The organism is Streptomyces sp. NPDC002643 (assembly GCF_053592555.1).
On sequence record NZ_JBSFVY010000045.1, the window covers coordinates 26,593 to 48,015 of the forward strand.

A 21,423-nucleotide genomic window follows, 5' to 3' on the forward strand; every position below is an offset into this window, starting at 1 on the left:
CCTCGGCAGATGCCACGGACACCGTCTCGGCCACCGTGTCGGGCGGGGGCAGGGCCACCGTCACCGTCCCGGCCGGCGGCACGATCGACACCTTGACCGGGATCAGGGGCGGCGCGTCGGCCGAGGGGGCGGCGAGGGCGGCGACCGGTACCTCGCGCGGCACCCGGAGCACCGCGCGCAGGCTCGGCTCCGGTGCCGTCGGCACCCGGGGGACCCGCTCGTCGATCGGTGCCCGCTGGGTAAACCAGATGACCGTGCTTCCGGTGTCGGTGGCGCAGGCGCCCCAGCCGTCGCTGAGCGCGGCGATCCGGGTGAGGCACGGCCGCAGTTCGCGGTCCGGGCGCAGCTCGCGGTCGTTCTCGCCGACGGCGGCGATGAGGTGCTGGCCGTTCCACCACATCTCGATCGAGGTGCGCTTGTCCGACGCGTGCTCGTCGATCGCGCGGAGCAGCAACTCGGCGCTGTGGCAGACGGGCTCGACGAGGGTCTCCAGATCCCAGAACCTCAGGTGTGCGGCCAGGATGCGACTGACCTGTCCGACCCGCTCCGGGCTGACCTCGACGTCGAGGTGGTAGTAGCTGGGCACTGCGGTCTTCATCGTCGTTGGCTCCTCACCGGCGTAGCTCCCGCCTCTCACTCGTCCTCGTGGACGGAACTCAGATACAAAGCGTGAGCACCGATCACTTCTGAGTCAGCTCCAAGCGTGGGAGCGCTACGCCATTCGTGCAACACGAGCGACTCCAGAGGTGGTTGAAGATCCAACAAGACGCTGGGTCGTCCCCCGTGCACCATGAGTGAGGGCATCGGCTCCTCGGGCGTCGGTGCCGCTCAGTGCACGACCTCCCCCGGGAAGCGTGCTCCGCCGAGAGTGCCGGGAGGTGACAGCACATGTTGCTGCCCACCAAGAACGAGGTGGCGAGACATCTGCGGCGCTACCGCATGTGGGAACGCGTGATGCTCGCTTCCCCCACCGACCCCGCGGCACGGGACCGGTTCGAGGACTCGGGCTACACGCTCTGTGTGCTCATGGGCAAACGTTGTGCGCGCGAGGCCGTGGCCGCCGCCGAGCGCTACCTCCAGACGAGTCTCTTCGCCCATCAGCAGGAAGAGACCGCCCTGTACCGCCAGGAGAAGCCCAGCAAGCCCGTCAAGCCCGCGAAGACCGTCAAGCCGGCCAGGTCCGGCAAGGTCGGCAAGGCCGGTCGGAGTCGTGCCGCCCGGCGTGGCCGGCCGTCCGGGCGGCGTCCGGCGGCGGAGCAGTAGGGCGCGTTCGGCGCATCGTTCAGCAACCCGTTCGGCGCAAGGCCGATCCGATTCCCCCACACGGCGGAGGTGAGTCCCATGAGCCGGACCCCGGCCATCGGTCGTATCCCCATCAGGGATGTCCATCCGCTCGTGGAGTGCGGAAGGCGTCCCGTGAAGGCGGTCGTGGGCGAGTCCTTCGAGGTCACCGCCACGCTGTTCCGTGAGGGCCCCGGCATCGTCGCCGCGAACGCCGTCCTGAAGGACCCGGAGGGCCGCCCGGCCCCGTGGACCCCGATGCGGGAACTCGCCCCCGGCACCGACCGCTGGGGCGCCTGGGTCACCCCGACCGCCGAGGGCCGCTGGACCTATCGGGTGGAGGCCTGGAGCGACCCCATCGCCACCTGGCGACGCACGGCCCGTATCAAGATCCCGGCCGGCATCGACTGCGGACTCGTCCTGGAGGAGGGCGCCGAACTGTACGAGCGGGCCTCGGCCGGAGTCCCGGAGGGCCCCGGGCGTGCCGCTCTGCTGACCGCCGTGAAGCGGCTGCGCGACGACAGCGTCCCGGTCACCGAGCGCCTGGTCGCGGCTCTGGCCCCGGAGGTGGACGAGGTCCTGGCCCGCCACCCCCTACGGGAGCTGGTCACCTCCTCCGACCCGCTGCCCCTGCTGGTCGAGCGCGAACGGGCCCTGTTCGGCTCCTGGTACGAGTTCTTCCCCCGTTCCGAGGGCACCCCCGAGCAGCCCCACGGCACCTTCCGAACCGCCGCCCGCCGCCTGCCCGCCATCGCCGCCATGGGCTTCGACGTCATCTACCTCCCCCCCGTCCACCCCATCGGCACCACCCACCGCAAAGGCCGCAACAACACCCTCTCCCCCACCCCCGACGACGTCGGCGTCCCCTGGGCCATCGGCTCCCCCGAAGGCGGCCACGACACCGTCCACCCGGGCCTGGGCACCCTCGACGACTTCGACCACTTCGTCGACCGGGCACGCGAGCTGGGCCTTGAGGTGGCCCTCGACTTCGCCCTCCAGTGCAGCCCGGACCACCCCTGGGTGGAGAAGCACCCCGAGTGGTTCCACCACCGCCCCGACGGCACCATCGCCTACGCCGAGAACCCGCCGAAGAAGTACCAGGACATCTACCCCATCGCCTTCGACGCCGACATGCCCGGCCTCATCGCCGAGACCCTGCGCGTCCTGCGGCACTGGATGGACCACGGGGTCCGCGTCTTCCGCGTCGACAACCCCCACACCAAACCCGTCGTGTTCTGGGAGAAGGTCATCGCGGACATCAACCGCACCGACCCCGACGTCATCTTCCTCGCCGAGGCCTTCACCCGCCCCGCGATGATGCACACCCTCGGCGCGACCGGCTTCCAGCAGTCCTACACCTACTTCACCTGGCGCAACACGAAACAGGAACTCACCGAGTACGCCACCGAACTCGCCGGCGAGGCAGCGGCGTACATGCGGCCGAACCTCTTCGCCAACACCCCCGACATCCTCCACGAGTTCCTCCAGCACGGCGGACGCCCCGCCTTCGAACTCCGCGCCGTCCTCGCCGCCACCCTCTCCCCCACCTGGGGCATCTACTCCGGCTACGAACTCTGCGAGAACACCCCCCTCAAACCCGGCAGCGAGGAATACCTCGACTCCGAGAAATACCAACTCAAGCCCCGCGACTGGGAAACCGCCGAACACGACGGCCGCACCATCACCCCCCTCATCACCAGGCTCAACGCGATCCGGCGAAGCCACCCCGCCCTGCGCCGACTGCGGAATCTGCGTTTCCATCACACCGACAACGACGCGGTGATGGCGTACAGCAAGCGCGCGGGCTCGGACGCGATGCTGATGGTCGTGAACCTCGACCCCCATCACGCCCAGGAGGCCACGGTCCGGCTCGACATGGCGGAACTCGGCCTCGGTGTGGACGAGAACGTGCCAGTGCACGACTTGTTGACGGGTGAGACCTATCGCTGGGGAAGGACGAACTACGTGCGTCTGGACCCCGGGCGGGCACCGGCACATCTCTTCCATGTCGAGTTCGCCACCGAGGACGCGGCCTCCTCGGCGCGGAGCGGAGGGTCAGGAACGCGATGATCATGAACAAGCCCATTCCGGACACGTTCCAGGACACTCCGCAGAAGGACCGGGACCCGGACTGGTTCAAGCGCGCCGTCTTCTACGAAGTCCTGGTCCGCTCCTTCCAGGACAGCGACGGCGACGGCATCGGCGACCTCAAGGGCCTCACCGCCAAACTCGACTATCTGCAATGGCTGGGCATCGACTGCATCTGGCTGCCGCCCTTCTTCAAATCCCCGCTGCGGGACGGCGGTTACGACGTCTCCGACTACACCGCCGTACTCCCCGAATTCGGTGACCTCGCCGACTTCGTGGAATTCGTCGACGCCGCCCACCAGCGCGGAATGCGCGTCATCATCGACTTCGTCATGAACCACACCAGCGACCAGCACCCCTGGTTCCAGGAGTCGAGGAGCAACCCCGAGGGGCCTTACGGCGACTACTACGTCTGGGCCGACGACGACAAGCAGTTCCAGGACGCCCGGATCATCTTCATCGACACCGAGGTCTCCAACTGGACGTACGACCCGGTCCGCAAGCAGTACTACTGGCACCGCTTCTTCTCCCATCAGCCGGACCTCAACTACGAGAATCCGGCCGTCCAGGAGGAGATGCTGGCCGCCCTCCGTTTCTGGCTGGACCTGGGCATCGACGGGTTCCGCCTCGACGCCGTGCCCTATCTGTACCAACAGGAGGGCACCGACTGCGAAAACCTGCCCGCCACCCATGACTTCCTGAAGCGGGTGCGGAAGGAGATCGACGCACTGTATCCGGACACGGTGATCCTCGCGGAGGCCAATCAGTGGCCGGAGGACGTGGTCGACTACTTCGGTGATTTCTCCAAGGGCGGCGACGAATGCCATATGGCGTTCCACTTCCCCGTCATGCCGAGGATCTTCATGGCGGTACGCCGTGAATCCCGCCACCCGGTCTCGGAAATCCTCGCCAAGACCCCCTCGATCCCGTCCAGCTGCCAGTGGGGCATCTTCCTCCGCAACCACGACGAACTCACCCTCGAAATGGTCACGGACGAAGAACGCGACTACATGTACGCGGAATACGCGAAAGACCCGCGTATGCGCGCCAACATCGGCATCCGCCGACGCCTCGCACCCCTCCTGGACAACGACCGCAATCAGATCGAACTGTTCACCGCACTCCTGCTGTCGCTCCCGGGCTCGCCGATCCTCTACTACGGCGACGAGATCGGCATGGGCGACAACATCTGGCTCGGCGACCGGGACGCCGTACGCACCCCCATGCAGTGGACCCCGGACCGCAACGCCGGATTCTCCACCTGCGATCCCGGGCGGCTCTATCTGCCGACCATCATGGACCCGGTCTACGGCTACCAGGTCACGAATGTCGAGGCGTCCATGTCCTCGCCGTCGTCGCTGCTGCACTGGACCCGGCGCATGATCGAGATCCGTAAGCAGAACCCCGCCTTCGGCCTCGGCAGTTACACCGAACTGCAGTCGTCCAATCCGGCCGTGCTGGCCTATCTCCGTGAGGCGCCCTCGACGGAGGAGAGCGGGGACGACCTGGTGCTGTGCGTCCACAACTTCTCCCGGTTCCCCCAGCCCACCGAACTCGACCTGCGTGCCTACGAAGGGCGTCATCCCGTCGAACTCATCGGCGGAGTCCGCTTCCCCGCCATCGGTGAACTGCCCTATCTCCTCACCCTCGCGGGCCACGGCTTCTACTGGTTCCGGCTCTCCCGAGTCCTCTCCCGCGCTGCCCGACGGCGTTGAAGCGCGGGCCGGCGAAAGGACGCGTCACCATGTCGAAGACCGCATTGCTCCGGCCGAGCGGCGACACGCTCGCCGCCGATCCGATGACCTCGCTCGCGGGGTTGCTGCGCGAGTGGCTGCCGAGGCAGCGCTGGTTCGCAGGCAAGGACCGGCCCGTCACGGACGTGGCCCTGCTCTCCATGACGGAGCTGTACCCGGGCTGTCTGCACCTGCTCGTGCACACCGGGCACCCGAACCACACCCAGCACTACGGGGTGCCCGCCCCCGGCGGCGCCGCGCCCCTGTCCGGTGACTGCTACCAATTGCTGCTCGGCGTGAGCGAACACCCGGCGCCGCGTCTCGGCCGGGCCCTCATCGGTCTGGCGCACGAGGGTCCGCTGGCCGGGCTCACGGTGTACGACGCGCTGTACGACCCCCGGTCGGCCCACCTGCTGCTGGAACGACTGCGGCACCCGGGCACGGCCGGCCCCCTGCGCTTCGACGCCGACCCGTCCGTACGCGTCCCCGCCGGGCTCGCGCCACGTCTGCTGGACGCCGAACAGTCCAACTCCTCGCTCGTGTACGGCGACGCGTTCATCCTGAAGGTGTTCCGGCGCATCCAGCCCGGTGTCAATCCGGATCTGGAGGTGCCGGGCGCGCTGGCCGGGCAGGGCTGCGGTCGGGTGCCCGCTCCCGTGGCCTGGTTCCGTACGACGTTCCCGTTCGCGGCGACGCTGGGTGTGCTGCAGCCGTTTCTGCCGGACGCCTCCGACGGCTGGACGCTGGCGCTCGGCGCGCTCGCCTCCGGGCACGGCTTCACCGCCGAGGCCCGTGAGCTGGGGCGGGCCACGGCGGAGGTGCATCTCGCGCTGGCCTCGGCGTTTCCCACCGGGGCGCAGGACGAGAACGCCCGCACCGCCGCCGCGATGACCGAGCGCCTGGACGCCGCCGCCCGTGCCGTGCCGGGCTTGCGGCCGTACGTCCCCGGGCTGCGCACCGCCTTCCGCGCGCTGCTCTCCTGCGAGGTGGGGCCGCCCGCGCAGCGCGTCCACGGTGATCTGCATCTGGGTCAGGTGCTGCGGGCCGGGCGGGACTGGTTCGTCATCGACTTCGAGGGCGAGCCGTCGCGTCCGCTCGCCGAGCGGTGCGGCGCCCAGTCCCCGGTGCGGGACATCGCGATGATGCTGCGGTCCTTCGACTACGCGGCCCACTCCGGCCGCCCCTGGCGCCCGGAGTGGGCCCGCCGCTGCCGCGAGGCCTACTGCGCCGGGTACGCCGCCCGCGCCGACTGGGACCCGCGCGAGAAGCACGGACTGCTGCGGGCGTACGAGACGGACCGGGCCGTGTACGAGGTGCTGTACGAGGCCCGGCACCGCCCCGACTGGCTGCCCGTACCGATGGCGGCGATCGAGCGTCTCGCCGTGAGAGGAGCCTGAAGCCGTGGCCCTGCGCGACACCACTCCCCCCGAGGCCGGCGGCCCGCCCGTCCTGCCCCGGGACTCCAGCGCGACCGCCCCGCCCCTGCCCCCGGACGACCGCGCCCGTCTGCTGTCCGGCGCCCACCACGACCCGCACTCGCTGCTGGGCGCCCATCCGGTGCCGGGCGGGGTGGTGATCCGCGCCCTGCGGCCGTACGCCCACGCCGTACGGGTGGTGGTCGACGGCAGGCAGACGTATCTCTCCTCGGACGGCGACGGTCTCTTCTCGGGTGTGCTGCCCGGGCTGGACGAGGTCCCCGAGTACACGCTGCTCGTCTCGTACGAGGACGCCGATCACGAGGTCCACGACCCGTACCGTTTCCTGCCCTCGCTCGGCGAGTTCGATCTCCACCTCGTCTCCGAGGGGCGCCACGAGCAGTTGTGGAAGGCGCTCGGTGCCGAGCCGATGACGCATCAGGGGGTCGCCGGTACCCGTTTCACGGTGTGGGCGCCGAATGCGCGGGGCGTGCGGGTCGTCGGGGACTTCGGGTGCTGGGACGGTACGGCGTTCCCGATGCGGTCGTTGGGCTCGTCCGGGGTGTGGGAGCTGTTCCTGCCGGGGGTGGGCGAGGGGGTCGCGTACAAGTTCGAGATCACCTCCCGTCACGGTCACCGCTTCCTGAAGGCCGATCCGATGGCCCGCCGCGCGGAGGTGCCGCCGGCGACGGCGTCCGTGGTGTCGGCGTCGCACTACGAGTGGGGCGACGGGGAGTGGATGGCCAGGCGGGGCGCGGTCACCGTCCACCAGGCGCCGTTCTCCGTCTACGAGGTCCATCTGCCGTCATGGCGATCGGGGTTGACGTATCGTCAGCTGGCCGAGGTGCTGCCCGCGTATGTCGCGGACCTCGGCTTCACCCACGTCGAGTTCATGCCGCTGGCACAGCATCCGTTCAGCGGTTCCTGGGGCTACCAGATCACCGGCTTCTACGCGCCGACGGCCCGCCTCGGCTCCCCCGACGACCTCAGGTATCTGATCGACGCCCTCCACCGGGCCGGTATCGGGGTGATCCTGGACTGGGTTCCCGCGCATTTCCCCAAGGACGACTGGGCGTTGGCCCGGTTCGACGGGGACGCCCTGTACGAGCCGGGGGACACGCGGCGGGCCGAGCATCCGGACTGGGGGACGCTGGAGTTCGACTTCGGGCGTACGGAGGTGCGCAACTTCCTGGTGGCGAACGCCGTGTACTGGTGCGAGGAGTTCCATGTCGACGGGCTGCGGGTGGACGCGGTCGCCTCGATGCTCTACCTCGACTACTCGCGTGACTCCGGGCAATGGGCTCCCAATGTGTTCGGCGGGCGTGAGGACCTGGACGCCGTCGCCTTCCTCCAGGAGATGAACGCGACCGTGTATCGGCGGGCACCGGGTGTGGTGACCATCGCGGAGGAGTCCACGGCCTGGGACGGGGTGACCCGGCCGACCGACTCCGGGGGCCTGGGGTTCGGGCTGAAGTGGAACATGGGGTGGATGCACGACTCGCTGGGCTATATCGAGCACGAGCCGGTGCACCGCAAGTACCACCACAACGAGATGACGTTCTCGATGGTGTACGCGTACAGCGAGAACTACGTCCTGCCGATCTCCCACGACGAGGTGGTACACGGGAAGCAGGCCCTGGTGTCGAAGATGCCGGGCGACTGGTGGCAGCGGCGTGCGAACCACCGTGCCTACCTGGGCTTCATGTGGGCCCACCCCGGCAAGCAACTCCTCTTCATGGGCCAGGAGTTCGCCCAGGGCGGCGAGTGGTCGGAGCCGCACGGCCCGGACTGGTGGCTGCTCGACGAGGGGTACGGCGCGGCTGCGGACCACCGGGGCGTACGGGAGCTGGTGCGCGACCTCAACCGGGTCTACCTCGACGCTCCTTCCTTGTGGCAGCGGGACAGTGATCCGGCGGGCTTCCAGTGGGTGAAGGGCGACGCCGCCGAGGACAATGTCTTCGCCTTCCTGCGCCTCGACGCCGAGGGGACTGCGCTGCTGGCCGTGTCCAACTTCAGCCCCGTGGTCCGTGAGGGGTATCGGCTGGGGGTTCCGGAGGACGTTCCGGTCTGGCGGGAAGCGCTCAACACGGACGCCGGGCGGTACGGGGGCGGCGATGTCACCACCCCCGGGCCGGTGCGGGCCGAGCCCGAGCCCTGCGACGGCCGCCCGGCGAGCATCCGCCTCACCCTGCCGCCGCTCGCCACGGTCTGGCTGCGCCCTGCCTGAGCACGGGAGTCGCGGTGAACGCGATGTGAATGCACCCGCACCATTTGAGCGAACAACGACCGTCCCGGCCTCTGTTACGGTGCCGGTATGGCAGCGAACACGGCCGGTGCGCGGCTGGAGGAGCAGTGGCGGGACATCCTGTCGGTGCACGCCCGCACGATGTGCGAGATCGACCGGGCGCTGCATCCGCACGGCCTGGGCGCCAGCGATTTCGAGGTGCTCGACGTTCTCGCCTCGGGCCTGGCCGCCGCCGCGGACACCGGTGAGCTGTGCCGGGTGCAGAACATCGCCGAGAAGGTGCATCTCAGCCAGAGCGCGCTGTCCCGGTTGATCGGCCGGCTGGAGAAGGACGGCCTGGTGGAGCGGTCGGTATGCGCGGAGGACCGGCGCGGGGTGTGGGTCGCGCTCACCGAGAAGGGCCGCACCCTGCATGCCGAGGTCCTGCCGCTCCAGCGGGACGTCCTGTCGCGGATGCTGCGCCAGGACTGAGCCTCACCACAGGACCGCGCCCACCACAGGACGAGCCTCGCCCCAGGGTTGAGCCGTGACAGAGCCGAGGCCGGCCCGAGCCTTCAGATCCCGTACCGGCCCAGCAGGGGGGCGACGTCGTGGGCGGCGAGGGTGAGGCCGTGGGGTGAGCCGGCGTCGATGGCCAGGGAGAGGTCGTCGTCGGGCCACTGGGAGGCCAGGGCGCCGAGGGGGACCAGGCGGTAGCGGGCGACGAAGGGGAGCAGTGCGGCCATCGCCGGTTCCGAGGTGAAGACGGGCACGGTCTGCACGCCACCTGGCTGTTCCATGACGGGCAGGGCCACGGTCGTCGGGTCGCTCGCGGCGTCGTCGTCCGCGTCGTCCGGCACCGGCACCAGCACATCGCTGCCGGCCAGGGTGGCCAGCGCGGCCCGGTCCCCGGTGTCGAGGAGCAGCGCGGTCAGCGCCCGCTCGGCCGGTGAGACGGACCGGGGCGCGAGGCGGTCGTTCGAGGGTATGTCCATGGGTGATCCCGGGTAGTGGCGGACGGGTCGCCCGGCACCGGCTCCGTCCGTCCCGGGCGCGACCACTCTCGCGTACCCGATCGCCACACGAACATGCCTGCGTACGCGGTCCCGGAGGACACGGGAAGCACCGGGGGCGCGCGAGGGGGGCACTTTTGTGTGTGGCGCGCTCTCACACGCCCCCTCAATCAATTACCGACCGTCACGGATCTTCGATAGGTCTATACGGAGCGTGACGAAACGAGAGCTGTCGCGCCTTCTTTGAATCCCCTCAGACCCTGAGAAGAGGTCACCCATGCCCCTTGAGACAGCGACGACCACCGCGGGCGGTGCCGCCGCGGACGAGCGGGAGCGGCTCAGCAGCCTCAGTACCGAGGCGGCCCGCAATCTCGCGACCACCACCAAGTCCGAACCCCAGATGCAGGGCATCAGCTCCCGCTGGCTGACCCGCATGCTGCCCTGGGTGAACGTACCGGGCGCCACCTACCGCGTGAACCGGCGGCTGTCGTACACCCTCGGTGACGGCCGGGTCTCGTTCATCAAGACCGGCGCGAAGGTGCAGGTCGTCCCGGCCGAGCTGGGCGAGCTGCCGCTGCTGCGCGGCTTCGCGGACGACGATGTGCTGGGCGCGCTCGCCGAGAAGTTCACGCAGAAGGAGTTCGAGCCCGGTCAGGTCATCGTGCACGAGGGCCGCAAGGCCGACCACGTGTATCTGATCGCGCACGGCAAGGTGGAGAAGCTCGGCGAGGGCCCGTACGGCGACGAGACGGTCACCGGGCTGCTGGCCGACGGCGACACCTTCGGCGGTCAGGTCCTGTCCGGCTCCGGAAGCAAGTGGGAGTTCACCGCCCGCGCGGCGACCGCCACCACGGTCCTCGCGCTGCCGCTCACGGCGTACAAGACGGTCGCCGACCGGCATCAGGCGCTGCGCGCCCATGTGCGGGCCATCAGCTCCAACGGCCATCAGCGGATGAACCGCTCCGGCGAGGCCGACATCACGCTCACCTCGGGGCACGTCGGCGAGGAGATGCTGCAGGGCACCTTCGCGGACTACGAACTCAAGCCGCGCGAGTACGAGTTGAGCGTGGCGCAGACCGTGCTGCGGGTACACAGCCGGGTCGCCGATCTCTACAACGAGCCGATGAACCAGACCCAGCAGCAGCTGCGGCTGACCATCGAGGCGCTGCGAGAGCGCCAGGAGTACGAGCTGGTCAACAACAAGGACTTCGGGCTGCTCAACAACTGCGAGTTCGACCAGCGGATCTCCACCTACTCCGGCCCGCCGACCCCGGACGACCTGGACGAGCTGCTGAGCATGCGGCGCGGGACCCGGGTGATGTTCGCCCACCCGCGCGCGATCGCCGCGTTCGGCCGGGAGTGCAACAAGCGGGGCATCTACTTCGGCGGGGTCGAGCTGAACGGCCACCATCTGCCCGCGTGGCGGGGTGTTCCGCTGCTGCCGTGCGGCAAGATCCCGGTGACCGCCGCCAACACCTCGTCGATCATCGCGATGCGTACCGGCGAGGACGACCAGGGTGTCATCGGCCTGCACCAGACGGGCATCCCGGACGAGGTGGAGCCGGGCCTGAACTGCCGGTTCATGGGCATCGACGAGAAGGCGATCATCTCCTACCTGGTCAGCACGTACTACTCGGCGGCCGTTCTGGTCCCGGACGCGCTGGGCGTCCTGGAGAACGTCGAGGTCCACCGCACGAACGGGTCCTGACGATGTCGTTGATCTCCCGGGCCGTGGCACCCGAGGCGGGTCATGACGTGGCGGGGCTGGTCAAGGCGCTCCTCTCGGCGAAGCCGGCGGCATCGGCACGACTGCGGCCCGTCGGGTCCAGATCCGTGTCCCGGCCCCCGTCGAGGCGCACCCTGTCCCTCCCGGCCCCGCACGGCCTGGGTACATCAGCCGCACGGCTCGCGGAAGCCATGTCCGGCGGCACCGCCGGGCTCACCCAGGGAACGTCCGGCCACACCACCGGGCTCCCCCACACGACTCCGGCCCGGGTCACCCCCGTACGGCTGCCGGGGGCCGCGTCCGGCCCCGTTCCCGTACGGCCGTCGGGGCCCACCCTGCCCACCGGTCCGACCGGGCTCGGCACGGCGGGTGCCCGTATCCGTACGGCAGACGGGTCCGCCCGGGGTTCCTCCGCCGACACGGAATCCCGCGCGGACGACAAGCTCGTACGGCGGCTGCACTGTCCGCCCGCGATGCGGGACGACCGGGCGCTCGGGGAGACCGTCACCGAGCGGCTGGTGGAGTGGGCGGACGAGATCGGGATCTATCCCGGGCAGTTGGACAAGATCCGCAAGGCCGACTTCGGGCGGCTGATCATGCTGGCGCATCCCGAGTCGGACGATCCCGACCGGTTGCTGGCGGCGGCGAAGTGCGCGCTGTCGGAGTGGGCCGTCGACGACCACTATGTCGACGGCGAGGTGGAGGAGGCCCGGCACGATCTGCTGGGGCAGCGCCTCGCGATCGCCCACTCGGTGATCGACCAGGCCAACCTTCCGCTGGCGTACGCACCCCAGTTGGAGGAGGCCGTCCAGGCGGACCCCGTGTGCCGCGCCCTGCGCTCCGGCCTCGACAATCTCGCCCGGTACGCGACGACGACCCAGGTGCGCCGGCTCCGCCATGAGCTGGGCATCATGTTCGTCGCCTACAACCAGGAAGGCGTCTGGCACACCAAGGGCCAGACCCCGCCGGTCTGGGAGTTCCTGATGCACCGGCACGAGAACAGCTTCATCCCGTGCATGGTGCTCGTCGACGCGATCGCCGGATACGAGGTGCCGCAGGCCGAGTTCGCCGATCCTCGGGTGCGGCGCGCGTTCACCCTGGCCGGGACGGCGACCGTGATCGTCAACGATCTGTACTCCATGGGCAAGGAGGACCCGACCGACTTCAGCCTTCCCCGGCTGATCGCGATCGAGGACCAGTGCTCACTGGAGGAGGCGGTGGACCGCACCGTCGACCTCCACAACGAGCTGATGCTCACCTTCGAGGCCGAGGCCGCCGCCCTCGCCGCGACCGGCTCCCCCGAGCTGCGCCGGTTCTTCGCGAGCACCTGGGCCTGGGTCGGCGGCAGCCGCGAATGGCACGCGAGCAGCGCCCGCTACACCACGAACGCCGCCTGACTGCCCCTCAATCCCCCCACCTCCACGAGGAGTTCGCTCAACCATGCCTGTCACCGACATGGAGATGTCCGCCATGGACAACGTTCTGCGCACCGAGTACCAGAAGTCCGTCGCCGACTACTGGAACGCCGAGAAGAACGCCGTCAACCTCCGCCTCGGCGAGGTCGACGACCTGTACCACCATCACTACGGGCTCGGCGACTACGACGCGTCCGTCCTCCAGGGCCCGGCCGAGACCCGCGAACAGCGCATGATCGAGGAGATGCACCGTCTGGAGACCGCACAGGCGGACGTCCTCCTCGACCACCTCGGCGCCATCAAGCCCGACGACCACCTCCTCGACGCCGGTTCCGGCCGGGGCGGCAGCAGCATCATGGCCAACGCCCGCTTCGGCTGCCATGTCGACGGGGTGAGCATCTCCGAGCAGCAGGTCGCCTTCGCCAACGAGCAGGCGGCGCGGCGCAAAGTCGCCGACCAGGTCCGCTTCCACTTCCGCAATATGCTCGACACCGGTTTCGCCACCGGCTCGCGGCGCGCGATCTGGACCAACGAGACCACGATGTACGTCGATCTCTTCGAGCTGTACGAGGAGTTCTCCCGGCTGCTGGAGTACGGCGGCCGGTATGTCTGCGTCACCGGCTGCTCCAACGACGTCATGGGCATGCGCTCCAAGGCCGTCAGCAAGATCGACGAGCACTACACCTGCAACATCCACCCCCGCAGCGAGTACTTCCGGGCGATGGCCGCGCACAGCCTGGTCCCCATCAACGTCGTCGACCTGACGCCGGCGACGATCCCCTATTGGGAGCTGCGTGCCCAGTCGGAGGTCGCCACCGGTATCGAGGAGGCGTTCCTGACGGCGTACAAGGAGGGCAGCTTCCACTATCTGCTGATCGCGGCGGACCGGATCTGACGGCTGCGGAGTGACGGTGGGGCTCGGGCGCGCCCGAGCCCCACGTGTACTACGTACGGGCGCCTACTTCAGGTAGGGGCCGTCGGCGCCGATCTTGCCGGGGCCGTCCAGTACGTACACCCGCAGGTTGCCCTTGCCGGGGGCGCCGATGCTGAGCGTGCCGTTGGTGACGGTCTTCACGTCGCCCGTGACGGCGTCCCGGTAGGTGCCGTTCGGGATGCCGGTGTAGGTGGCGTCGCCGGTGACCGTGATCAGGGCGAAGCTGTCCGTGGAGCCGCTGGTGTAGCGGCGTTTGAAGGCCATCTGGCCGCTGATGCCCTCGGTGGAGTACTGGCCCATCTGGAGGGCGGGGATCGCCCGGCGGATCTGGTTGAGCCGCTGGAGGTGCTTGACCAGGGGCTGGTCGAGGGTGGTCGCCACCTGGCCGCTCGCCGAGCCGACCGTGGAGAAGTCCGAGGCGGTGACGGAACCGGCGAGATGGTCGCCGTAGTACGCGCGTCCCGTGGTCGCGAGCGGGCAGGTCGGGCCGCAGTCGATCTTCTGGCCCTTCTGGAACTCGATCTCCGAGCCGTAGTACAGCGTCGGGATGCCCCGGAAGGTCCACATCAGGGACATGTTCTCGGCCCAGGCGTCGGTGCCGCCGCTGTAGCGGTTGCTGGACTTGTTGGGGCCGTAGTCGTGGCTGTCGACGTAGACGACGTTGTAGGTGGCGTCGTTGACGCTGTCGTCGGAGTCCTTGCCGTTGCCGAAGGCGTTCTGCGCGTCGCTGAAGTTCATGTGCATGCGCATGTCGATGATGTTCATGCCGGAGAACCGGCTGTGGTCCAGCGTGTGGTAGCTGTTCCCGCTCAGGAAGGCGTTCGTGGATGTCGGCTGGTTGCCGGTGCCCTGGCCGTTCTCGTAGTCGAACTGCTCGATGGCGGCCACCTCGTCGTCGGCGCTGTACTCCTTGCGTTCCTTCCAGGTGTAGAACTGCGCCGAGTGGTTGACCGAGCCCCGGTTCCACTTGTCGTTGACGAAGGCCGCGACCTCGCCGAAGACGAAGAAGTTCTGGGCCGCCTCCGTACCGAACTTCTGGGTGACGCGTTCCTGGATGGCGGGCAGGAAGCGGCGGTTCCAGGTGACGCGGGGGATGTGGACGGCCGTGTCGACGCGGAAGCCGTCGACGCCCATGTCGATGTACTTGTTGTAGGCGCCGATGAGGTAGTTCTGCACGGCCGTGTTCTCGGTGTCGAAGTCGGCGAGGTCCTCGTGCAGCCAGCAGGAGCGGGCGTCCTCGCCCTCCCAGTTGCCGATCCAGCACTGGTGGTAGTACGCCTTGGGGAACATGCCCGATGTGGGGCTGGGCCACTGGCAGTTGTAGAGCGTGTAGCCCTCGGCGCTCTTGCCGCCGGTGGGGACGCCCCAGTTGACGCAGGTGTTGCCGGTGGGCTCGGCGGTGGACCACAGGTCGCCGTTGTAGTACGACTTCCCGGACTTGGGTTCGACGGTCAGGCCGTCGTACTCGAAGCCCTCGTTCTTCTCGTCGTAGTACCAGCTCCACTGGGAGTCGCGGACGCCGTAGACGGTCGGGGTGAACAGGCCCTTGGCGCCCCAGCGGGAGCTGTGGTTGTAGACGACGTCCTGGTAGATCTTCATGCCCTTGGCGTGGGCCGCGTCGATCAGGTCCTGGTAGGAGGCGCCGGCGGATTCCAGGCGGGGGTCGACCTTGTAGAAGTCGTAGCCGTGATAGCCGTGGTAGTCGTAGTCGGAGCGGTTCAGCACGACCGGGGTGATCCAGACCGCCGAGAAACCGAGGGCCTTGATGTAGTCGAACTTGTCTACCAGACCCTTGAAGTCGCCCCGGAACATGGGGTCGTCGTTCGCGGCGTTGCCGGACTTGGTGTGCTGGCTGCCGCCCCGGTTGTTGGAGCCGTCGCCGTCGAAGAAGCGGGCGGTGAGGACGAAGTAGATGGGGTCCTTGCGAGGGTCGGTGCCCAGCGGGGTGCCGGAGGACGGGGCGGGGGCCTGCTCGCCGGTCGTGGCGGTGGCCTCGGCGGAGGCGGGCGAGACATTGCCGGCCGCGTCGACGGCCTTCACCGTGTACGTGTAGGCGGTGTTCTCCTCAAGTCCCCCGTCGGAGAGGACCGTTGAGCCGATGTCCGTGACGGTCGTGCCCTTGGTGCCGCCGGTGCGGGTGACCTGGTACTTGGCGACGCCCTTGTCGTCGGTGGCGGCTTCCCAGCTCACCACGATCGAGGTGTTGGTGGCGGTGGCGGTGACCTCGGTGGGGGCGGTCGGGGCCTCGGTGTCGGGGGCCTCGGCGGCGCAGGGGTCCGTGGCGTCCTGGGTGACCGTGCGGTCCTGCACCGTGGTCGTGCCGGTGGGGATCGTGTAGTCGGCGGAGTTGTTGTTGTCCCAGACGCCGTTGCCGTTGTTGAAGGCCGCCTTGAGGGAGGTGGCCGTGCCGATGTCGAGGGTCTTCTTCCACCAGCCGGTGCAGGCGGCCTCCATGCCGATACCGGGGACGGTCGTCCAGGAGCCACCGGCGGGCTGGTAGTGGATGTTGGCGGTGGTCCAGCCGGTGGTGGCGGTCGAGTAGTAGACGGTGGCCTTGTTGCCGTCGGCCGGGGTGGTGTCCGCGCAGGGGTCGCTGTGGGCGATCACGCCGTCCTTGACGGTGATGTCGCCGGTGCCGAGGGCGTAGTTGGCGCCGCCGTTGTTGTCCCAGGTGCCGCTGCCGTTGTTGAAGGTGGCCGCGAGGCCCGTGGCCGAGCCCAGGTCGACGGTCTTCTTCACCCAGTCCGTGCAGGCGGCCTCCATCTGGACGCCGGGCACGGTGGTCCAGGAGCCGCCGTCGGGGGCGTAGTGGAGGTAGGTGGAGGCCCAGTTCTTGGTCTTCGTGTAGTAGAAGACGGTCGCGGTGTTGGCGGTGTCGGCGACCGTTTCCATGACGTCGGACCCGGACCGCGGTAGGCCCGCGAGGGCCCCGAGCAGCCCGGTCGCCGCCACGAACGCCACCCATGGGCGTCTCGGCCGATAAGGGGGTGAATGTCTCACAGGGTCTCCCATGCGGGGTGGGGAGTGGGGAGTTGCTCTGCAAGAGGAACCGGAAAGTTCCTGAAAGCCTTTGCAGAGCTGGAAGCTACAGGGACATGACAGTCACGTAAAGGGATCGCGCACGGGGTGCGGGCCGCGGTGAGAATGGACCAGTAGTGGTGACCGGCGCCCACGCGTGCGTCGCGGTGGTCCGCCTAGCGTGGCCGTATGCCGATGCAACCCTGGTTTCCCGCCGCCAAGCTGGGCATCTTCCTCCACTACGGGGTCTACGCCGTGGGTGGGGCCGCCGAATCCTGGTCCTTCTACACCGGTGAGATGACGCACGAGCAGTACATGAAACAGTTCGACGGCTTCACCGCTTCGCACTACGACCCGGACGCCTGGGCCGAGTTGTTCGCCCGCGTCGGCGCCCGGTACGCGGTGCTCACCACCAAGCACCACGACGGTGTCGCCCTGTGGGACACCGACCACCGCAATCTCGACGTGGTCCGGGACACCCCGGCCGGCCGTGACCTGGTCACCGGGTTCGTCGACGCGCTGCGCGCCCGGGACCTCAAGGTCGGCCTGTACTACTCCCACTCCGACTGGAACCACCCCGACTACGCGAGCGAACGGCACCCGGGCCCGCACATCGTCCCGCCCAACGACTACTCCCACGCCCGGCCCGGTGAACAGGACCCGGAGGCCTGGGCGCGCTACCTCGCCTACCGCGACGGGCAGGTACGGGAGCTGGTCGAGCGGTTCCGGCCCGACATCCTCTGGTTCGACGGGGAGTGGGAGCGCACCGAGGAGCAGTGGCGGATGGACGACCTCGCCGAGCTGATCCTCTCCCGCGCCCCGGACACCATCCTCAACGGCCGCATGATGAGTCACGGCGACTACGCGACGCCGGAACAGGGCGCCCCGATGCGGGCCCCGGACGGGCCCTGGGAGTTGTGCCTGACCATCAACGACTCATGGAGCCACCGCCCGCACGACCGCGACTTCAAGTCGGTACGGGAGTTGGTGCGCTACTTCGCCGAGACCATCGGCATGGGCGGCAATCTGCTGCTGGCCGCCGGGCCGCGCGAGGACGGCACGATCCCCGAGGAGCAGATCGAGCGCGTGGAGGGGCTCGGCGCGTGGATCGGGCGGCACTCCGACGCCGTGTACGACTCTCTCGCCGGGCTGCCCGCCGGGCACCACTACGGGCCGAGCACCCTCTCGGCCGATCGGCGCACCCTGTATCTGATGTGCTTCGACGCCCCGCGCGAGACCGTGTCCGTGCGGGGGCTGCGCAACAAGGTCAAGCGGGTCACGGTCCTCGGCACGGGCACCGAGCTGGGGCATCACGTCACGGGTGGGCTGGACGCCGTACCGGGGGTGACGTGGATCGACGCCCCCGTGGAGGCGGACCTCGATCCGTACGCGACCGTGCTCGCCGTGGAGTTGGAGGGGGAGTTGGATCTGTATCGGGGGGTGGGGCGGAACTGACCGGGGGCTCGCGGCCGTCCTGGCCCCCGTCTCAGTCGTGGTCGGCGCAGGGCGGGCGGTAGTCCAGGCCGGGGAAGTGGCGGGTCCACTGGGCGCGGCTGATGGGGGCTCGGACGTGGGCGCAGGCGTGGGTGAGTGCCCGGGACGGGTCGGTGTTCCAGATCTCGACCGTGTGGTCATTGCTCAGTGTCGCGATCGCGCCGGGCGCCGAGAGGGGGCGTACCTCCGCGAGCCCTCCTGAGAGGCCTGTCAGAGTGGCCTTCTCCACAGGGTGCGAACGGTCAGTCGTCCTCCACACACGTACCGTGCCGTCCAGGCCAGCCGAGACCGCCTCATGGCCGTCGCGGGTGAACTCCACGGACATGAGCACATCGGTGTGGCCCTCAAGCCGGCCCAGCCGTCGGTGGTGGAGCGGATCGGTCACATCCCACAGGAATGCCGAGTGGTCGTCGCTGCCGGACAGGAGAGTACGGCCGTCCCGGCTGTAGGCGAGGGAGTCGACGAAGTTGTCGTGGCCCTTGAGCACGGCGACGGCGGACGCGCGGAGCGGGTCGGTCACGTTCCACAGGCGAACGGTTCGGTCGTTGGAACCGGAGGCCAGCGTGGTGCCGTCGGGGCTGAAGGCGACCGGTTTGACGTCGTGCGCGTGCCCGGTCAGTTCTTTCAGGAAGCGGGGGCGGGCCGGGTCGCTCACATTCCACAGCCGGATGGTGTCGTCGTAGCTACCGGTCGCGACGGTACGGCCGTCCGGGCTCACGGAGAGTGTGTAGACGAGGCCGGTGTGGTGCGTCGAACTCCTCGACAGCAGGCGCGGGTTGCGGGGGTCGGTCACCTTCCAGAGCCGGAGTTCACGGTCCCGGCCCACGGCGATCAGGGTGTCCGCCCGTGGGCTGAAGGCCAGCGCGATGACGCTGTCGGGGTGGTCGTCGACGGCGCCCAGCGGGGCGGGGCGCCGGGGGTCGGTCAGGTCCCACAGCCGAAGGCCGCCGTCGTCGCGCGCGGTGGCCAGGGTACGGCCGTCGGAGGTCACGGCCAGGGCGTGGACCTCGCGGGTGAGGGTGTGCGGCAGGGCGCTGAGCACGGCGTCGCGGGTGGTCTCGTTTGATTCCAACCGGTGTGCGGCCAGGGCGAGTTGAATGGCGAGCGAGCGGTCGCGCGTCCGTAGCGCCGTCGAGTTCTCGACCGCCTTCAGCGCGAGGACGTGGTTGCGCTGCGCGGTGACGATCCGCTCCGAGCGCACGGCGAAGCCGACGGCGGTCACGGCGCAGATCAGCAGGACGACGAGGGTCGCGACGAGTCGCCGTAGCCGTCTGACGCGGCGGCGGGCCCGGGACGCCTCCGCCCGTTCGGCCGCCTCGCCCGCGTCGAGGAAGGCCCGCTCCCGTGCGGTCAGCGCCTCGCCCGGCAGATCGCGTACGGCGGCCAGACGTGCTCCCCGGTAGAGGGTGTCGGGGTCGTGGTCCAGGGATTCCCAGACGGTGGTGGCCTCGGTGAGGGCGCGGTGCAGGCGCAGTTGGTCGCGGTCCTCGTTCAGCCAGCGGCCGAGGCGTGGCCAGCAGCGGATCAGGGCCTCGTGGGTGATCTCGACATGGTCGCGGTCGACGGTCAGCAGGCGGGCCCGGGTGGCCTGTTCGAGGACGTGCACGGTGTCGGGGGTGTCGTCGAGTTCATGGCGCGGCACCCGGCGTTTGGTGTCCTCGGTGCCCTCGCCCAGGGCGACGAGTCGGGGGAAGAGCCTTCGCGCGATCCGTCGTTGGGCATCGCTCAGGTCGGTGTGGAAGGTCTCGGCGGTCTGGGCGAGGGCTCCCTCGAAACCGCCCGCCTCCTTGAATCCGGCGAGCGTGAGGGCGTGGCCCCGTCGCCGGTGCCAGGTCTCCAGGAGTGCGTGCGAGAGCAGGGGCAGCGCTCCGGGCCGGCCGTGGGCGTCGGCGGTGAGGGCCGCGAGGAGGGCGCCCTCGACGGTCAGACCGGCCTTGGTCGCGGGCCGGACGATGGCCGACCGGAGTTCGTCGGTGGTCATCGGGGCGACGGGGACATGGGCGTCGGACAGGGCGTCGACGAGGTCGGGGAGCCGGGTGCAGTGCGTGTAGAAGTCCGACCGTACGGCGAGCGCGACCCGGCAGCGGCTGTCGGGGGTCCGCGCGGCGTGCAGCAGCGCGGCCACGAAGGCGTCGCGTTCCTCCGTGTCACGGCAGAGGGTGAACACCTCCTCGAACTGGTCGACGACGATGAGGAGTTCGACGGACGGGTCCGGTGTCGCGTTCGGTGCCGTCTGTTGTGGGCTGACGAGGATCTGTCGTACGACACGGTGCAGTGTGCGTGAATCCGCCTGGAGTTCCGCGTGCAGCGGTCCGGGGGTGAGGTGGGCGCGCGCCGCCAATTGGATCGCGCATTCCTCCAAAGGACGCGCTCCGGGAGTGAGAACCAGGGCGGGCGCCGTGGAAAACCTGGGGAGGACTCCGGCACGGAGTACCGATGATTTCCCGGAACCCGAGGCCCCGAAGAGAACAAGGAGCCTCTTTTCCTTCAGGTGTTCGACGAGCCCGTCGGTGAGTTTCTCCCGGCCGAAGAAATAGTCGGCGTCGGACTGCTGGAAAGAGGTCAGCCCGACATAGGGGGCGGGGGCGGTGTCGGTTTTCCGTTCGGGGGTCGTTTCGGTGTGCTCGGCGGCGCACTCGGCCGCGGCCTTGTGCCACATCGCCTCCCATGCGTGCTCGTCACCGCCGCAGGCACGCACGTAGGCGAGGGTGACGGCCAGGGTGGGGAGTTGACGGCCCGCCGCGGCTCCGGAGAGCGACGCGATCGAGTAGTGCGCCCGACGGGCGAGGTCCCGGTAGGTGGGGCTGCCGGCCTGCTCCCGCAACCTCCTCAATCGCGCGGCGAATTCCACCACCGGTCCGCCCTCCGCGTTCAGCGGACGCTCTCCACGCGCCACCGGCACACACCTCCCCCGAGTCATCGGAATTGTTCACCATGCGTTTGTTCAGTGCCAGTCCACCGATCGTGAACAACGAGGTCACGGCTACAAACGCTGCAACGGCCCCACAGCTGGGGCCCGCTGCCCGAACGGCATTCAGCGCCGTATCGATTTCGGGCACCGAGATCGCCATGAATACGCGCA

General features: G+C 69.3%; 13 protein-coding genes and 1 pseudogene. 10 read left to right on the forward strand and 4 right to left on the reverse strand.

Annotated features, from left to right (window positions below; all coding sequences use genetic code 11):
• Nucleotides 1-115: 115 nt before the first annotated feature.
• Nucleotides 116-598, reverse strand: a pseudogene (locus ACWD4G_RS40615) (pep a2); the annotation flags it as partial.
• Nucleotides 599-888: 290 nt separating this feature from the next.
• Here ACWD4G_RS40615 and ACWD4G_RS40620 point away from each other — a divergent pair.
• From ACWD4G_RS40620 to ACWD4G_RS40645, 6 genes are all read left to right on the forward strand, one after another.
• Entirely contained in the window at nucleotides 889-1,263 is a 375-nt protein-coding gene (locus ACWD4G_RS40620; protein ID WP_451302842.1) for a DUF5133 domain-containing protein, read from the forward strand.
• 78 nt (nucleotides 1,264-1,341) lie between these two features.
• Nucleotides 1,342-3,351, forward strand: coding sequence for a maltotransferase domain-containing protein (locus tag ACWD4G_RS40625; RefSeq protein ID WP_451302844.1), 2,010 nt, complete (start codon nucleotides 1,342-1,344; stop codon nucleotides 3,349-3,351).
• Complete coding sequence (gene treS / locus ACWD4G_RS40630) at nucleotides 3,348-5,084, forward strand: maltose alpha-D-glucosyltransferase (protein ID WP_451302846.1); 1,737 nt, start codon at nucleotides 3,348-3,350, stop codon at nucleotides 5,082-5,084. The genes ACWD4G_RS40625 and treS overlap by 4 nt, the downstream gene beginning before the upstream one ends.
• A 29-nt stretch (nucleotides 5,085-5,113) precedes the next feature.
• The gene (locus tag ACWD4G_RS40635) at nucleotides 5,114-6,499 is read left to right on the forward strand and encodes a maltokinase N-terminal cap-like domain-containing protein (RefSeq protein WP_451302848.1); all 1,386 of its coding nucleotides are present in this window, start codon (nucleotides 5,114-5,116) and stop codon (nucleotides 6,497-6,499) included.
• 4 nt (nucleotides 6,500-6,503) lie between these two features.
• The gene (gene glgB / locus ACWD4G_RS40640; protein ID WP_451302850.1) at nucleotides 6,504-8,744 is read left to right on the forward strand and encodes a 1,4-alpha-glucan branching enzyme; all 2,241 of its coding nucleotides are present in this window, start codon (nucleotides 6,504-6,506) and stop codon (nucleotides 8,742-8,744) included.
• A gap of 87 nt (nucleotides 8,745-8,831) precedes the next feature.
• Complete coding sequence (locus tag ACWD4G_RS40645; protein ID WP_451302852.1) at nucleotides 8,832-9,233, forward strand: MarR family winged helix-turn-helix transcriptional regulator; 402 nt, start codon at nucleotides 8,832-8,834, stop codon at nucleotides 9,231-9,233.
• An 83-nt stretch (nucleotides 9,234-9,316) separates the two neighbouring features.
• Here the strand turns inward: ACWD4G_RS40645 and ACWD4G_RS40650 are convergent, their stop codons facing one another.
• Entirely contained in the window at nucleotides 9,317-9,736 is a 420-nt protein-coding gene (locus tag ACWD4G_RS40650; protein ID WP_451302854.1) for an SseB family protein, read from the reverse strand.
• A 295-nt stretch (nucleotides 9,737-10,031) separates the two neighbouring features.
• Between ACWD4G_RS40650 and ACWD4G_RS40655 the strand changes: the two genes are divergently transcribed.
• From ACWD4G_RS40655 to ACWD4G_RS40665, 3 genes are read left to right on the forward strand one after another with little or no spacing between them, the layout of a single operon-like run.
• A complete protein-coding gene (locus ACWD4G_RS40655) occupies nucleotides 10,032-11,462 on the forward strand; it encodes a family 2B encapsulin nanocompartment shell protein (RefSeq protein WP_451302856.1) in 1,431 nt (476 codons plus the stop codon).
• Between the two features lie 2 nt (nucleotides 11,463-11,464).
• Entirely contained in the window at nucleotides 11,465-12,877 is a 1,413-nt protein-coding gene (locus tag ACWD4G_RS40660) for a family 2 encapsulin nanocompartment cargo protein terpene cyclase (RefSeq protein WP_451302858.1), read from the forward strand.
• A 43-nt stretch (nucleotides 12,878-12,920) separates the two neighbouring features.
• The gene (locus tag ACWD4G_RS40665) at nucleotides 12,921-13,790 is read left to right on the forward strand and encodes a geranyl diphosphate 2-C-methyltransferase (RefSeq protein ID WP_451302860.1); all 870 of its coding nucleotides are present in this window, start codon (nucleotides 12,921-12,923) and stop codon (nucleotides 13,788-13,790) included.
• Nucleotides 13,791-13,853: 63 nt separating this feature from the next.
• Here the strand turns inward: ACWD4G_RS40665 and ACWD4G_RS40670 are convergent, their stop codons facing one another.
• Nucleotides 13,854-16,841: a carbohydrate binding domain-containing protein gene (locus ACWD4G_RS40670; RefSeq protein ID WP_451302862.1), complete on the reverse strand. Its 2,988-nt coding sequence runs from the start codon at nucleotides 16,839-16,841 to the stop codon at nucleotides 13,854-13,856.
• A gap of 195 nt (nucleotides 16,842-17,036) precedes the next feature.
• On the opposite strand from ACWD4G_RS40670, the gene ACWD4G_RS40675 reads away from it, so the two are divergent.
• The gene (locus ACWD4G_RS40675) at nucleotides 17,037-18,302 is read left to right on the forward strand and encodes an alpha-L-fucosidase (RefSeq protein ID WP_451302864.1); all 1,266 of its coding nucleotides are present in this window, start codon (nucleotides 17,037-17,039) and stop codon (nucleotides 18,300-18,302) included.
• A gap of 31 nt (nucleotides 18,303-18,333) precedes the next feature.
• Here the strand turns inward: ACWD4G_RS40675 and ACWD4G_RS40680 are convergent, their stop codons facing one another.
• A complete protein-coding gene (locus ACWD4G_RS40680) occupies nucleotides 18,334-21,237 on the reverse strand; it encodes an nSTAND1 domain-containing NTPase (RefSeq protein WP_451302866.1) in 2,904 nt (967 codons plus the stop codon).
• Nucleotides 21,238-21,423 lie beyond the last annotated feature (186 nt).

Coding starts and splice junctions, on each gene's coding strand:
- ACWD4G_RS40670 (WP_451302862.1), bottom strand. CDS start 16,841: ATGGGAGACCCTGTGAGACATTCACCCCCTTATCGGCCGAGACGCCCA.
- ACWD4G_RS40645 (WP_451302852.1), top strand. CDS start 8,832: ATGGCAGCGAACACGGCCGGTGCGCGGCTGGAGGAGCAGTGGCGGGAC.
- ACWD4G_RS40655 (WP_451302856.1), top strand. CDS start 10,032: ATGCCCCTTGAGACAGCGACGACCACCGCGGGCGGTGCCGCCGCGGAC.
- ACWD4G_RS40675 (WP_451302864.1), top strand. CDS start 17,037: ATGCCGATGCAACCCTGGTTTCCCGCCGCCAAGCTGGGCATCTTCCTC.
- ACWD4G_RS40665 (WP_451302860.1), top strand. CDS start 12,921: ATGCCTGTCACCGACATGGAGATGTCCGCCATGGACAACGTTCTGCGC.
- ACWD4G_RS40635 (WP_451302848.1), top strand. CDS start 5,114: ATGTCGAAGACCGCATTGCTCCGGCCGAGCGGCGACACGCTCGCCGCC.
- ACWD4G_RS40625 (WP_451302844.1), top strand. CDS start 1,342: ATGAGCCGGACCCCGGCCATCGGTCGTATCCCCATCAGGGATGTCCAT.
- ACWD4G_RS40650 (WP_451302854.1), bottom strand. CDS start 9,736: ATGGACATACCCTCGAACGACCGCCTCGCGCCCCGGTCCGTCTCACCG.
- ACWD4G_RS40620 (WP_451302842.1), top strand. CDS start 889: ATGTTGCTGCCCACCAAGAACGAGGTGGCGAGACATCTGCGGCGCTAC.
- treS (WP_451302846.1), top strand. CDS start 3,348: ATGATCATGAACAAGCCCATTCCGGACACGTTCCAGGACACTCCGCAG.
- ACWD4G_RS40660 (WP_451302858.1), top strand. CDS start 11,465: ATGTCGTTGATCTCCCGGGCCGTGGCACCCGAGGCGGGTCATGACGTG.